Raw genomic sequence first — 14,263 nt, 5'->3', positions numbered from 1 at the left:
CTTTGAGTAAAATCTTAGCCTGTGATAAAAAAGGGCGGTGTTTAACTACTGAGGACAATTTATTTCCGCCACGATGAGAAGCAATTTGCGGATAATTGTAATTATATGGACATTCTGTTCAGCGTCTTAAAACCTGATTCTTCCCTCCCGTTTTCTTCCTGCTGCCTGTTGGCAGATGATCAGTACTGGCGCTCTGCGCTGTAGTTTTCTCTCTGCCTGAGCTGGCACGTTGTGCCCGGCTGACATCGTTGTTTTTCCGGTTTCCCGTCGTTCGGTAAGCCGCAGGAAAGTATGTTCTCAAGCAGGAGAAAAAAATGATTTACTGGATTTTATTAGCCCTGGCAATTGTTGCGGAAATAACCGGCACGTTGTCGATGAAATGGGCAAGTATTAGTGATAGTCACACCGGTTTTATTTTAATGCTGGTGATGATTGCGCTGTCGTATATTTTTCTGTCATTCGCGGTTAAAAAAATAGCCCTCGGCGTGGCGTACGCATTATGGGAAGGCGTTGGCATATTCATAATTACTCTTTGTAGCGTCTTTCTTTTCGATGAACCATTATCGACGCTGAAAGCCGCCGGTCTGGCCACGCTGGTTCTGGGCATTGTGTTAATCAAATCCGGGACGCGCAAAGCCGTGCGTCAGGAGCGTAACCATGCTGCAGTTTGAGTGGGTTCACGGCCTGTGGCTGGCAGTGGCGATTGTGCTGGAGATCGCAGCGAACATCTTTTTAAAGTTCTCAGACGGTTTTCGCCGCAAGTGGTATGGTTTCGCTTCCCTTTTCGCTGTGTTAGCGGCATTTAGCGCCTTATCGCAGGCGGTGAAAGGTATCGATCTCGCGGTGGCGTATGCACTGTGGGGCGGGTTTGGCATCGTTGCCACGCTCGCCGCCGGCTGGGTGCTCTTTGGGCAGCGCCTGAATTATAAAGGCTGGATTGGCCTGGCACTGCTGATTGTCGGTATGACGCTGATAAAACTCGCCTAATGTTAAGTTGCCCACGTTTGTGGGCAATGAAATTCGCGGGCTGTATTACGCTTAGGATACTATCTCTCACACCTCTGTTTCCCCGGACACCAGTAAGGGACGGCCAATGTTTAATCCGTTAAGCTGGCGCAATCTCCCCACGGCAAGGACGCTGTTTGTCATGCTCTTTATGGCCGGCATCGGACTGATTGTTTCCGTTGTCGCGCTGCTCTATCTTTCGCTGCACCTCATTAGCACCAAGGCTAATGAAATTGATGAACACCGCACCGCGCTGTCTGTGCAGGGGGCGATTCAGACGGCGGTAAACCGCACCCGGTCGCTGGTCATTGATAACGCCGTCTGGGATGAAGCAGTTCAGGAAGCCTATCGCCCACAACTGGATAGCGTGTGGCTATACAGCACCTGGGGTTCGGGTTTTAAAATCAATAATCTGTACGACGGTACTTTTGTGCTGGATGAGAAGTTCGCCGTGCTGTGGGGGGCGTTTCGCAGCCAGCCTTTTACCGGGCCTAATCTCGCGTTTTTTGGTGACGGACTGGCCGCGCTGATTCGTGATAACAGCGAGCCGCTGCGCGAGGGAAAAGAGGTTTTCGCGGGCATAACCCGCACGCGCGAAGGGGTGGCATTTGTCAGTATCGGGCTTATTCGCCCGGCGAGCGGGCGGCTTAACGTTTATGACGAGACGCGCCGCTACCTGGTGATCACCCGCCATCTCAATGCGAAGCTCCTCAGCGATCTGGGAACGACCTTTCAGATTGATGACTTGCGCTTGCAGGCGCGACATGCCGGCGTAGCCAGCATACCGCTGCGCGGTTCGGCAGGTGAAACGCTGGGATATCTGAGCTGGACGCCGCATTTACCCGGCGCGGAGGCCGCGCAGGCGGCTGCGGCCAATATCCGCCAGATAGCCGCGTTAGCGGCGGGGTTGATCCTGCTGTTTATCGCCCTCAGCAGCGCCGGGCTTTACAAACTGGCGCGTGGGGAAAAGCTGGCGCGCAAAATCGCCCTGACGGACTGGCTGAGCCGTTTGCCTAACCGCCGCGCGCTGATTGAACACCTCGATAACCTGAGCGCAATGGGCGATCCCGAAATGATCAGCGTGGTGTTTATCGATCTCGACGGCTTCAAAGACGTGAATGACATATATGGCCACGATGTTGGTGACCGGTTGATTGTGACAATCGCCGATACGCTACGGCAGAAAGTGCCGACCGGCGGCATGCTGGCGCGAATGGGCGGTGATGAATTCGCCATGACGCTCAGCGGCCCGTGGTCACTGGAAAAAGCCGACGATTTTGCGCATAACGTGTTGCGCTACCTTGAGATGCCCGTGCGCATTGGCAAACGTACTATCCATATTGGTGCCAGCATCGGTATTGCCAGCGGAACGCTGCTGGAGTGCTCCAGTTCAGAGTTGTTTCGCCGCGCGGATATCGCCATGTATCACTCGAAAATTACCGGCAAGGCGCGGATGACGCATTATGATGCAGAGCTGAACAGCGCGCGTGAACGGCAATTAATCATTGAGAATGATATTCGTGACGGGCTTGAGCGCGATGAGTTTGATGTCTGGTATCAACCGATTGTCGATGCGCAAAACCAGATGATGATTGGCGTTGAAGCGCTGGCGCGCTGGCCGCGCCGTCCGGATGGCGAACTCAGGCCGGACGACTTTATCCCGGTCGCCGAAACCAGCGGGCTTATCTATGCGCTCGGGCAGTTTGTGCTGCGCCGCGCCTGTAGCGATTTGCAGCAGCTTAACCACCTGAAGTTGTCGGTTAATATCTCGCCTGCGCAATTTCGCGACCCGGAATTTGAAGACAAAGTGGCGCGGGTGCTGGAAACCTGCCTGTTTCCGGCGCACCGCTTACAGCTGGAGGTGACAGAAACCTACGTGCTGGAAAACCCTGAGCGCGCCCGTTCGGCCATCGCCAATCTGAAAGCGCTGGGCACGGCGGTTGCGCTGGATGATTTCGGCACGGGCTATTCGAGTATTGGTTACCTGCGGCGCTTTAATTTCGACACTATCAAAATTGATAAATCGCTGGCCGGGCTGGTGGATGACGACGAACAAGCCTCGGCGCTGGTGAGCGGCACGATCCGTATTGCCAGCGCGCTGGGCATGCAGGTGGTGGCGGAAGGTGTGGAAAACGAAAAGCAGATGAAACTGCTGCGGCTGGCCGGCTGCGACCAGCTGCAGGGGTACTATTTCAGCGAACCGATGCCGCTCAAGGATATTTTGCAGTTACGTTTGCTACGAAAGGGCTGAATTACTCGTCTGCCTCTTTTGCCAGCGCTTCCAGTTTGTCACGAAAACCGGTAACCGAAATGGCGCGGTTGTCGGCGCGCCAGCGATCTTTCGCCGCCGGCGCCGAGCTTTGCACGGCAATCAACTGCCAGCCCGCATCGGTTTTTAACATCAATGGCGAACCGCTGTCGCCCGGCAGCGTGTCGCACTGGTGCGACAACACGCTATTTTGCGCCCAGCCGGTGACGACACAGTCCTGATGGCTGAACAGGCTATCAAGGTGATCTTCCGGGTAGCCCGCCTGCGTCACTTTACGGTCGGTCGCTTTTAATGCGGCGGTGAGTTCATCTTTATCGCCGACAAAGATCGGCAGCGGCGTAATGCCGGAAGGGGGATAACGTAACACGATAAGCCCAAAATCCCAGGGCGCGGCAGAAGAGGGAACAATCCAGCCATCGCCGTCGGCTTTCAGGCGGTGGCCGAGCGACGCATCGACACGGCCTTCGATACCGTGAATTTCATACCGCCAGCTGCCTCGTTGCGAAACAAAACGCAGCGCCACGGCTTTATCCGCTTTGCCGCGCGGCGGCGTTAACAGGCAGTGCCCGGCGGTTAATGCCAGGTGCGGAGAGATAAGCGTCGCTGTGCACAAATTGCCGCTGGCGGTTTCCAGCTGACCAATCGCATCCCACGGCGCTTTGGTAGGGGTAGTAACAGGCACCCTGTCATCATGACCAAAAAAGAGCGTTTTCACATCACGGGCGCTTATCGCGTCATCGCCGCCATCGTCAGCATGTCCAACAGCGGAAAACAAAAACAGCGGTCCCAGCAACAGCACAACGGTTTTTCGCATATCACACTCTGGTGGGGTAATTATGATTATTAACGTAAGCCCAGGTAAACAAATATAGACGGGACGAGCAGAAAGTGGGAGTAAAATCAGCGTGCTACATTAATAAAGATAAAAGCGGACGGCAATCAGTGCGCAGATGATTAACATCGCCAGAATCACTTCAAAACGATAACGTCGCAGCATCATAGGCCCTCCAGAGAAAAACGGCGCTTCACCCTAAGGGTTCAGCGCCGACTTGTCACAGCGTTCTGATACGAACGCCGGTATCAGACACGTTTACTTATGCAGCCGGTTGTGCAGCCGGTTTGGTCGCAGTGTGTTTAACGTGTTTTTTGTGGTGTTTTTTCGCAGCCTGAGCTTTCTGCTCTACAGCTGGTTTAGCTGCTTTTTTGTGATGTTTTTTCACTTTTGCGGCCTGAGCTTTCTGCTCAACGGCTTTTTTGTGTTTTTTATGCACTTTTTTAGCCGGTGCAGCTTTAGTGGTGGCAGCCGGTGCAGCGGTCGTTGCTGCCGGAGCAGCAGCCGGAGCCTGGGTAGAAGTAGCGGTGTCAGCAGCGAAAGCAGCAGAAGACAGACCCAGAGCAGCGGCAACAACCAGAGCTAATACTTTTTTCATTCCGATATCCTCGAATTGGTTTCTTCATTCAACCCCACTGCGGGGCCGTTGAAAGAACTATATCCCTGTAATTAAACGCCTTCCGTGAGTGATTGGTTTCGGCGTGTAACGTAATGTACAGAGCGAGGAACCGCGCCGGAACTGCCGCTCCGGCGCGGGTGTATCAGAGGTAACGGCGGAGAAGATGCTGGTGGAAATAGTCGGCGTTTAGCGCTTCGCCGGTGGCATTGTGAATAAGCTGCGCGGTACTGAAGCGGCTGCCGTGCTGCCAGACGTTTTGGCGCAGCCAGTCAAAGAGCGCCGTAAGATCGCCCGCAGCAATCGCCTCGTCCAGCCCTGGCAGCGCGGTACGCGCGGCGTGGAACAACTGAGCAGCGTACATGGCGCCGAGCGTATACGACGGGAAATAACCGAAGCCGCCATCGGTCCAGTGAATATCCTGCATACAGCCGTTGCGGTAGTTGCCTTCGGTGGAAAGCCCCAGCCAGGCCTGCATTTTTTCATTCCACAATCCCGGAATGTCATCAACCTCAATCTCGCCGTCGATCAGCGCGCGTTCAATCTCATAACGCAGGATGACATGCGCCGGGTAACTCACTTCGTCCGCATCGACACGGATATAACCCGGTTTTACGCGCTGGTTCCAGGCAACAAAATTGTGTTCTTCAAATGCCGGTTGCATACCGAAACGTTCAATAATGGCCGGTTGCAGGCGGCGCAGGAAAGCCTCGCTGCGACCTAACTGCATTTCAAAGAACAGGCTTTGTGATTCATGAATCGCCGTGGAACGCGCCAGCGCAATAGGCTGACCCGGCCAGCTGCGCGGCAGATTTTGTTCATAACGCGCGTGACCGGTTTCATGTACCACGCCGAACAGCGCGCTCAGTAACTCATTTTCATCGTAACGCGTGGTAATACGCACATCTTCCGGTACGCCGCCGCAGAAAGGATGGGCGCTGACATCGAGCCGCCCGCCGTTAAAGTCGAAACCGAGTTCCTTCATCGCCTGCAAACCCAGTTCGCGCTGGTCGGCAATCGGGAACGGCCCCTGCGGTGCAATCAACGCTTGCTGCTCCTGTTTTGCCACCGCTTTTTTCAGCAGATCCGGCAGCCAGGATTTTACCTCGCCAAACAGTTCATCAAGGCGGGCACTGGTCATATCCGGCTCGAATTTATCCAGCAGCGCATCATACGGGGAACACCCTTTCGCGGCGGCCCGCAGTCTGGCTTCTTCGCGTGCCAGTTTAACCACCTCTTTCAGGTTGGCGGAAAAACCAGCCCAGTCATTGGCGGGGCGCTGCGTGCGCCAGGCGTGCTCACATTTGCTGCCCGCCAGCGACTGCGCTTCAACCAGCGATTCCGGCAGCAATGCCGCTTCCTGGTAGTGCCGCTCGATTTCGCGCAGGTTGGCCTGCTCAATATCGTCCAGATCTTCTTGTTGTGCGCTGGCGATCCACTCGCCAACTTGTTTGTCGGTCAGGATCTGGTGGCGCAGGACACTTAACTCTGCCAGCGCTTCGCCGCGTGCTGCGCTACCGCCTGGCGGCATCATGGCAAACATATCCCAGCTGGCAATCGAAGCGAGGTGTGAAAAGCGCGACAGGCGCAGGAAAGTGCGGGTGAGCTGGTGATAGTTGTGCTTGTCCATAATGCCTCTGATTTTTAGCGTGTGATCGTGTAACCACCTAAAAGTAGTAGTTATTCAATACTTTTCCTGAACTGTATCATAATAGGAATAATCTATTTAAATAACCAATACCAACGCGTAACGCAGTAATATTATGAATCCTTTTGTCTGGGTAATATTTGCTCTGCTGGCGCTTGATGCGGTGCGGGAATTAATGGGCGCGGCGTCAATTTTGAGTCTGTTTTAACACACACAAGCACAGAGTAAAAAAAGCCCTGCATGCGCAGGGCCGTTAACTATCGCAGCATTAATGCAGGCGAGAGTGGAGCCTGCTTCCCACCAGGATGGCAATCACCAGCATGGCCGCGATAAAACCGCCGACGCCGTTCCAGCCATAGCTGTGCCAGAACACGCCACCTAATGTTCCCGCCACGCTGGAGCCGAGATAGTAGCTAAATAAGTAGAGCGATGACGCCTGGCCTTTGGCGCGTCGCGCGCGCGGGCCAATCCAGCTGCTGGCAACGGAATGGGCGGCAAAGAAGCCTGCGGTAAACAGCAGCATACCGATGAAAATCAGCCCCAGCGTTGAGAACAGCGTGAGCAACAGCCCCAGCAGCATGATGGCGGTAGCGCCAACCATTACCGGCCCGCGCCCATATTTATTGGTCATCACACCGGCTTTCGGCGAACTCCATGTACCCGTCAAATAGGCAACGGACAGCAGACCCACCACCGCCTGGCTCAGCGTCCACGGCGATTGCATCAGGCGGTAACCGATGTAATTAAACAGGGTAACGAACGAGCCCATCAGCAAAAAACCTTCCAGGAACAACAACGGCAATCCCTGGTCGCGCCAGTGCAGGCGGAAATTGATAAACAGTGTTTTTGGCCGCAGCGAGGTTGGGCGGAAATGGCGTGATTCGGGCAGGATCCGCCAGAACATCAGCGCGGAAGCCAGCGCAAAACAGCCAATCACCGCCAGCGCGATACGCCAGTTAAAAAAGTCGGTAAACACGCCGCTCAGCAGGCGTCCGCTCATGCCGCCAATGGAGTTGCCGCTGATATACAGCCCCATCGAGAAGGCAACAAAACTGGGGTGGATCTCTTCACTTAAATAGGTCATGCCAACGGCAGCAACGCCACTCAGCGATAAGCCAATCAACGCGCGCATCACCAGGATGCCATGCCAGCTGGTCATCATGGTAGACAATAATGTGCAGCACGATGCCAGTAGCAGCGCGGTGACCATCACTTTTTTTCGCCCGATGGCGTCAGAAAGCGGGCCGGTAAACAGCAGACCCATCGCCAGCATGGCGGTGGATATCGAGAGGGAAATACTGCTGCTGGCCGGAGAGACGCCAAACTCCTGTGACAGCACCGGTAAAATGGGCTGAACACAGTACAGCAGGGCGAATGTCGCTAACCCGGCGGAAAAGAGCGCCAGCGTGACGCGCATAAATTGGGGAGTACCACGTTTGATAAATTGCCCCGGCAAAGAGACTGGTTTTTCGTCGACGGCGCTTGCCGGCCCGGTGTCAACGGTTGTTGTACGACTCACTGGAGATCCTTAACGTTTTATACCCGTGATTTTGGTGACGGGCTTACCACGTCGCTAAGGGTATGAAAGTGACAATATTCTGTCTAATATATTAATAATCTCAAATAATATGTTTTAAATATGAATATTGAACTGCGTCATTTACGTTACTTTATTGCCGTTGCCGAGGAGCTCCATTTTGGTCATGCGGCGGCGCGGCTGAATATCTCGCAGCCGCCGTTAAGCCAGCAAATCCAGATCCTTGAACAACAAGTCGGTGCGCGCTTGCTTGCCCGCACCAACCGCAGTGTGTCGCTCACGCCTGCCGGGCGGCAGTTTCTGGCGGATAGCCGGCAAATCTTAAGCCAGGTCGATGAAGCCGCCGCACGCGCCATGCGGCTACACCAGGGGGAAACCGGGGAGCTGCGCATTGGTTTTACCTCCTCCGCACCGTTCATAAAAGCGGTCTCCGACACGCTCTCTTCGTTTCGCCAGCGTTACCCGGATGTACATATCCAGACACGCGAAATCAATACCCGTGAACAGATCTCGCCGCTCAATGAAGGATTGCTGGATTTGGGGCTGATGCGTAACACGCCGTTGCCGGAGACGCTGGCCTGGGATGTGATCCTGCGTGAGCCGTTGCTGGCGATGATCCACAAAGATCATCCATTAGCGGCGCGTTCGGCAGTGTCGCTGGTGGAGCTGGCACAGGAACCGTTCGTCTTTTTTGACCCGCATGTCGGTACCGGTCTGTATGACGAGATCCTCGGCCTGATGCGCCGTTATCAGTTGGCGCCAACCATTACGCAGGAAGTGGGCGAAGCGATGACCATTATCGGCCTGGTGGCGGCCGGGTTAGGGGTGTCGATTTTACCGGCGTCATTCCGGCGGGTGCAGCTAACGGAAATGCGCTGGGTGCCGATTATTGAAGCGGATGCGGTATCGGAAATGTGGTTAGTCTGGTCAAAACATCATGAGCAGGGCAGCGCGGCCGCACGCTTTAAGCAGCAGTTGATTGCCGCCGCTGACGGATAAATTTTGCGCATAAGTCATTGCAAAATGTGCTGTAAATCACACGCCGGGGTAAATATTTGACGGCGACCAGTGAAGTGTTTCACCATAGCCGAACGTTTATTTCGAAGCGTGAAAATAAGGGAGTCAGAGGTGGTTGCTGATAGTCAGCCTGGGCATATTGATCAAATAAAGCAGACCAACGCGGGGGCGGTGTACCGCCTGATTGATCAGCTTGGCCCGGTGTCGCGCATCGATCTCTCACGCCTGGCGCAACTCGCCCCGGCCAGTATTACGAAAATTGTGCGCGAAATGCTCGAAGCCCACTTGGTGCAGGAGACGGAAATCCAGGAGCCTGGCAGCCGCGGGCGTCCGGCGGTCGGGCTGGTGGTCGAGACCGAAGCCTGGCACTACCTTTCTTTGCGCATCAGCCGGGAAGAGATCTTTCTTTCTTTACGCGATCTTAGCAGCAAGCTGGTCGTGGAAGATCGCCTTGAGTTACCGCTGGTGGCTGAACTGCCGCTGCTGGACCGTATTATTCTGCATATTGACCGCTTTTTTACCCGCCATCAGAACAAACTGGAACGTTTGACCGCCATCGCGATTACGCTGCCCGGCATCATTGATACCGAAAACGGTATCGTTCACCGCATGCCCTTTTATGACGATGTTAAAGATATGCCGCTGGGTGAAGCGCTGGAAAAGCACACTGGCGTGCCGGTGTATGTCCAGCATGACATCAGTGCGTGGACGATGGCCGAAGCCCTGTTTGGCGCGTCGCGCGGGGCACGGGATGTGATTCAGGTGGTTATCGATCACAACGTTGGGGCAGGGGTGATTACTGACGGGCGTTTATTGCATGCGGGCAGCAGCAGCCTGGTGGAGATTGGTCACACACAGGTCGATCCCTACGGCAAACGCTGTTACTGCGGCAACCACGGTTGCCTTGAAACCATTGCCAGCGTCGAGAGCGTGCTGGAGCTGGCGCAGTTGCGCATGAGCCAGTCAATGAGTTCGATGCTGCACCAAAAACCGCTCACCGTGGAATGGCTCTGCCAGGCTGCGCAGCAGGGCGATTTATTGGCGAAAGATATCATTAGCGGTGTGGGTGCGAATATTGGTCGCATTCTTGCCATCATGGTGAATTTGTTCAACCCGCAAAAAATACTGATTGGCTCGCCGCTCAGCAAAGCGGCAGACGTGCTTTTTCCCGCCATTGCCGCCTGCATTCGCCAGCAGGCGTTGCCCGCGTATAGCCAGCATATCAGCGTAGAGAGCACACAATTTACCAACCAGGGCACCATGGCCGGTGCGGCGCTGGTAAAAGACGCGATGTATAACGGATCTTTACTTATCCGTTTGTTGCAGGGGTAACATTTTTACACTGTTGCCATAAAAATTGCGCTACCTCAATCTTGCCCCCAGGCAGTTCCCTTAGACTTTCCCCACTGAATTATTTTCCTGGTTTATATTTTCGTAGAACAACGGTGGGATGAGTGATGCTTAAGCGTTTCTTTGTAACGGGTACAGACACTTCTGTCGGGAAGACAGTGGCGTCCCGCGCGCTACTCCAGGCGCTGGCAGCCAGTGGTAAAACGGTGGCGGGTTACAAGCCTGTAGCCAAAGGGAGCAAAGAGACGCCGGAAGGGCTGCGCAATAAAGATGCGCTGGTGTTGCAAAGCGTTTCGTCGCTGGAGCTACCTTACCAGGCGGTCAACCCCATTGCATTAAGCGAAGAAGAGAGCAGCGTCGCGCACAGTTGCCCCATCAATTACACCCTGTTGTCGAATGGCCTGGCTGATCTTTGCGATCGCGTCGATCACGTTGTTGTGGAAGGCACCGGCGGCTGGCGTAGTTTAATGAATGACTTACGCCCGCTTTCGGAGTGGGTGGTGCAGGAGCAGATGGCGGTTGTCATGGTGGTGGGTATTCAGGAAGGGTGTCTCAACCACGCCTTGCTGACCGCGCAGGCCATCGCCAGCGACGGTTTGCCGCTGATTGGTTGGGTGGCGAACCGTATCAATCCGGGCCTTGCACATTACGCCGAGATTATCAGCGTGTTGAGCAAAAAGTTGCCCGCGCCGCTGGTCGGTGAATTGCCGTATCTGCCGCGCCCGGAACAGCGCGATTTGGCACAATACATCAATCTGCAAATGGCGACCGGCATGTTAGTTGCCGACCGTATTCTGGCCTGACGCGGCCATTCGTCCACAGCCCGTTATTTCTGTTTCTCCGCTTATACTCTTTATTGCATTTGATGCAAAAGTAGACAATTTAAGCGGAGAATCTTATGAGCACATCCCTTTACAGTAAAACCCCCCATGTTGCGGTGCTTGATAACCGTGGCCTGGCGGTACGCGATATTGTTTATCACCGCCATCCGGACACACCGGCCATCACCGAAGAACGCATCACGCATCATCAGTTTGATGCGCGCGGTCTGCCGTCACAAAGTGCCGACCCGCGTCTGTATGCCGCCGGGCTGGCGAATTTCAGTTATCTCCACGACCTGAACGGTACGCCGCTGCGCACGCAGAGTGCCGATGCCGGTACATCCGTTGCCCTGAATGACGCCTCCGGGCGGGCTTTTTTACAGGTCAGCAATATTGGTACAGGCAACGAGCGCAGCGCCGCCGTCACCCGCACCTTCCAGTATGAAGCGGCAGACCTGCCGGGGCGGTTGCTCGGCATTACCGAGCAGGGAAAAGTCACTGAACGATTTATCTGGAGTGGGAATTCAGTGGATGAACAGAGCCACAATCTTGCCGGTCAGCTTTTCAGCCACTATGACCCGGCAGGTCTGCTTTCGACGGGCAGCGTTTCCCTGAACGGCGTACCGCTTGCCGTCACCCGCCAGCTGTTGCCGGACGATGCCGACGCAGACTGGCAGGGCGCGGATGCTTCCGCGTGGAATGACCTGCTGGCGGGCGAAACCTACACGACCAACAGCACGGTGGACGCGGCCGGAAATGTGCTGACCACCACCGACGCGAAAGGCAATATCCAGCGCGTGGCCTATGATGTGGCGGGGCTGCTGAAAGGCAGCTGGCTGACAGTCAGTGGCGGTTCCGAGCAGATTATCGTGAAATCCCTGTCATACTCCGCCGCCGGGCAGAAGCTGCGCGAGGAGCACGGCAACGGCGTGGTGACCACATATTCGTATGAAGCGGAAACGCAGCGCCTCGTTGGCATTAAAACGGAACGAGTCTCCGCCACAAAAGTGCTGCAGGATTTGCGCTACGAATACGACCCGGTGGGTAACGTGCTGGTGATTACTAACGATGCCGAGGAGACGCGTTTCTGGCGCAATCAGCAGGTCGTTCCCGAAAACACCTATACCTACGACAGCCTGTACCAGCTGGTCAGCGCCAGCGGACGCGAAATGGCCAGCGCGGTACAGCAGAACAGTAACCTGCCTGATTTCACCTCCTTCGATAACGCCACGTACACAAACTACTCCCGCACGTACACCTACGATAACGCCGGTAATCTGACGAAAATTCAGCACAGCGCCCCGGCGTCCGGCAATAACTACACCACCAGCATCACCGTATCCGACCGCAGCAACCGGGCGGTAATCAGCACACTCACCGAAAACCCGGCGGATGTGGAGGCGCTGTTCACCGCCGGCGGCCAGCAGCAACAGCTTTTACCGGGGCAGGGCCTGCTGTGGACAGCACGCCAGGAGCTGCAGCAGGTCACGCCCGTCACCCGCAGTGGTGCAGCGGACGACAGCGAACGTTACCGCTACGACGCCAGCAGCCAGCGCATCGTCAAAATCACCTCGCAACTGACCGGCAACAGCACACAGACCAGACGGGTGGTTTATCTGCCGGGTCTGGAACTGCGCAGCAGCGCCTCAGAGGAGTTACAGGTGATAACCGTCGGTGTCGCCGGGCGCGCGCAGGTGCGGGTGCTGCACTGGGAGAGCGGGCAGCCCGCCGGGATAAACAACGACCAGATTCGTTACAGCTACGACAACCTCACCGGCAGCAGCAGTCTGGAAGTGGACAGCAGTGGCGAGCTTATCAGCCAGGAGGAGTATTACCCGTTCGGCGGCACGGCGTTATTCGCCGCCCGCAGCCAGCTGGAAGCAGATTACAAAACCATCCGCTATTCCGGCAAAGAGCAGGACGCAACCGGGCTCTATTACTATGGATACCGCTATTATCAGCCATGGGCGGGACGGTGGCTCTCGGCAGATCCGGCAGGCGCGGTGGATGGACTGAATCTGTTCAGGATGGTACTGAATAACCCGGTGACCTTATATGATGATAAGGGTGAAGTCGCTTATGATACAAAAGGAGGGAAGAGATACCCCGTTCAAGATATTAGAATTGATTATGAAATCGCCAGTGCAGAATCTATTTTGGAAGAGGCGATAAAAAAACTCGAAAAACCAACATTAGATAAAGAAACCAAAAGAAAAATTAGAGATGTTTTTGCAGGTGCGGCGACATTTTTTGGTAAAATAAAAACATCACGGATTAAAAATGAACTATTGCAAACATTCAAAAACATGCACGCTTCTTTAGCAAAAAGTATAAAGATGCGTGATGATGAGGGTGAGAATGAGATGGGGGCAATTGCTTTTGTTTATTCTCAAGATCCGGACAAGAGAATCTATTTTACAAATAGTTATTACAAATCCATAGGTTCAGTTTTGAATGTTCATGCGGTACTGCATGAATCTTCACATTTTGAGGGTACAAAAAGAAGTGGGAATTTTTTGAAAACGCTAGGGGTTACTGGTACGGAAGATTATTTTTATACCAGACCCGAAAATGTAGATATATATAATGCGGAAAAATTTATTCATAGCATGATAAAAGCCACAAAGGAAGATATAAAACAGTTAGATCTTAAAGAAATACATAGAGACTATGGACTAAAAATGAATCGACTCGCTGCAGCATTAAATAATGCTGATACGGTTGCTCTTGTTGCAATGAACCTTGGTCATAAAAAAATGGCAAGATTATCTGGGATACCGACATATCGGCAATAAATGATGTAAAACATCCCCCCGGCGTATGAGGTACGCAGGGGGATGTAGTTTCGGCAGGTGTCGCACATGAGAGTGCAGCTACACATTCTACATCGCACTATGAATATTCAGCACCCGGCGCGTTTTCCCTTAGATTAAATATCCCGCAATATAACCCTGTGAAATCATGCCATTATAGCAGCCTTCCTCATCCACAATTGGCATCCAGCTAGTGTTACTTTCATATAACCGTGAAAGCACCACGCGCAGGTTATTTTCGGCTTTACCGGTAATACGGAACGGGTGTAGCAGTTCCGCATAACTGCCTGTTGCATTACGTGTTTCGTGGTATTTCACTAACTCCAACGGTTTTACCTGCCCTATCTAACATCGT

Annotated in this window: 13 protein-coding genes and 1 pseudogene; 8 read left to right on the top strand and 6 right to left on the bottom strand. The window is 54.2% G+C overall.

What is annotated here, in order from left to right:
• The first annotated feature begins 314 nt into the window (after positions 1-314).
• The 3 genes from mdtJ (at position 315) to M8Q36_RS19375 (ending at position 3,256) form a co-directional block, all read left to right on the top strand.
• Positions 315-671: a multidrug/spermidine efflux SMR transporter subunit MdtJ gene (gene mdtJ, locus M8Q36_RS19385; RefSeq protein ID WP_249882011.1), complete on the top strand. Its 357-nt coding sequence runs from the start codon at positions 315-317 to the stop codon at positions 669-671.
• Entirely contained in the window at positions 658-987 is a 330-nt protein-coding gene (mdtI, locus tag M8Q36_RS19380; RefSeq protein ID WP_249882010.1) for a multidrug/spermidine efflux SMR transporter subunit MdtI, read from the top strand. The genes mdtJ and mdtI overlap by 14 nt, the downstream gene beginning before the upstream one ends.
• Before the next feature lie 106 nt (positions 988-1,093).
• Positions 1,094-3,256, top strand: coding sequence for a putative bifunctional diguanylate cyclase/phosphodiesterase (locus tag M8Q36_RS19375; RefSeq protein WP_249882009.1), 2,163 nt, complete (start codon positions 1,094-1,096; stop codon positions 3,254-3,256).
• Between the two features lies 1 nt (position 3,257).
• Here M8Q36_RS19375 and M8Q36_RS19370 read toward each other — a convergent pair whose 3' ends face one another.
• From M8Q36_RS19370 to M8Q36_RS19360, 4 genes are all read right to left on the bottom strand, one after another.
• Complete coding sequence (locus M8Q36_RS19370) at positions 3,258-4,088, bottom strand: trypsin-like serine peptidase (protein WP_017456667.1); 831 nt, start codon at positions 4,086-4,088, stop codon at positions 3,258-3,260.
• Between the two features lie 99 nt (positions 4,089-4,187).
• Positions 4,188-4,271: a small membrane protein YdgU gene (gene ydgU, locus M8Q36_RS25625; protein ID WP_455428442.1), complete on the bottom strand. Its 84-nt coding sequence runs from the start codon at positions 4,269-4,271 to the stop codon at positions 4,188-4,190.
• Positions 4,272-4,368: 97 nt separating this feature from the next.
• Entirely contained in the window at positions 4,369-4,704 is a 336-nt protein-coding gene (asr, locus tag M8Q36_RS19365) for an acid resistance repetitive basic protein Asr (RefSeq protein WP_016496216.1), read from the bottom strand.
• A 163-nt stretch (positions 4,705-4,867) separates the two neighbouring features.
• Positions 4,868-6,352, bottom strand: coding sequence for a carboxypeptidase M32 (locus tag M8Q36_RS19360; RefSeq protein WP_249882008.1), 1,485 nt, complete (start codon positions 6,350-6,352; stop codon positions 4,868-4,870).
• 133 nt (positions 6,353-6,485) lie between these two features.
• Between M8Q36_RS19360 and M8Q36_RS25620 the strand changes: the two genes are divergently transcribed.
• Positions 6,486-6,578, top strand: coding sequence for a KPN_01571 family protein (locus M8Q36_RS25620; protein WP_016496214.1), 93 nt, complete (start codon positions 6,486-6,488; stop codon positions 6,576-6,578).
• 60 nt (positions 6,579-6,638) lie between these two features.
• Here M8Q36_RS25620 and ynfM read toward each other — a convergent pair whose 3' ends face one another.
• The gene (gene ynfM, locus M8Q36_RS19355; protein WP_249882007.1) at positions 6,639-7,889 is read right to left on the bottom strand and encodes a multidrug efflux MFS transporter YnfM/SxtP(Kp); all 1,251 of its coding nucleotides are present in this window, start codon (positions 7,887-7,889) and stop codon (positions 6,639-6,641) included.
• Positions 7,890-8,009: 120 nt separating this feature from the next.
• On the opposite strand from ynfM, the gene ynfL reads away from it, so the two are divergent.
• From ynfL to M8Q36_RS19335, 4 genes are all read left to right on the top strand, one after another.
• On the top strand, positions 8,010-8,906 hold the full coding sequence (ynfL, locus tag M8Q36_RS19350; RefSeq protein WP_249882006.1) for a multidrug efflux transcriptional activator YnfL/SxtR(Kp): 897 nt from the start codon (positions 8,010-8,012) through the stop codon (positions 8,904-8,906).
• A 129-nt stretch (positions 8,907-9,035) separates the two neighbouring features.
• Positions 9,036-10,256, top strand: a complete 1,221-nt coding sequence (mlc, locus tag M8Q36_RS19345; RefSeq protein WP_200551883.1) for a sugar metabolism global transcriptional regulator Mlc — start codon at positions 9,036-9,038, stop codon at positions 10,254-10,256.
• A 125-nt stretch (positions 10,257-10,381) separates the two neighbouring features.
• A complete protein-coding gene (gene bioD, locus M8Q36_RS19340) occupies positions 10,382-11,077 on the top strand; it encodes a dethiobiotin synthase (protein ID WP_249882005.1) in 696 nt (231 codons plus the stop codon).
• A gap of 95 nt (positions 11,078-11,172) precedes the next feature.
• Positions 11,173-13,890 (top strand): RHS repeat domain-containing protein, encoded by a 2,718-nt coding sequence (locus tag M8Q36_RS19335; protein WP_249882004.1) that lies wholly within the window; start codon positions 11,173-11,175, stop codon positions 13,888-13,890.
• A 129-nt stretch (positions 13,891-14,019) separates the two neighbouring features.
• On the opposite strand, the pseudogene M8Q36_RS19330 reads toward M8Q36_RS19335, so the two are convergent.
• Positions 14,020-14,241: pseudogene (locus M8Q36_RS19330) on the bottom strand (CBS domain-containing protein); the annotation flags it as partial.
• Between the last annotated feature and the right edge of the window lie 22 nt (positions 14,242-14,263).

Source organism: Kosakonia sp. R1.Fl (assembly GCF_023516815.1).
Taxonomy (GTDB): domain Bacteria; phylum Pseudomonadota; class Gammaproteobacteria; order Enterobacterales; family Enterobacteriaceae; genus Kosakonia.
Note: the sequence above shows the minus strand (reverse complement) of the source record. Positions and strands in the feature narration are given on the sequence as shown.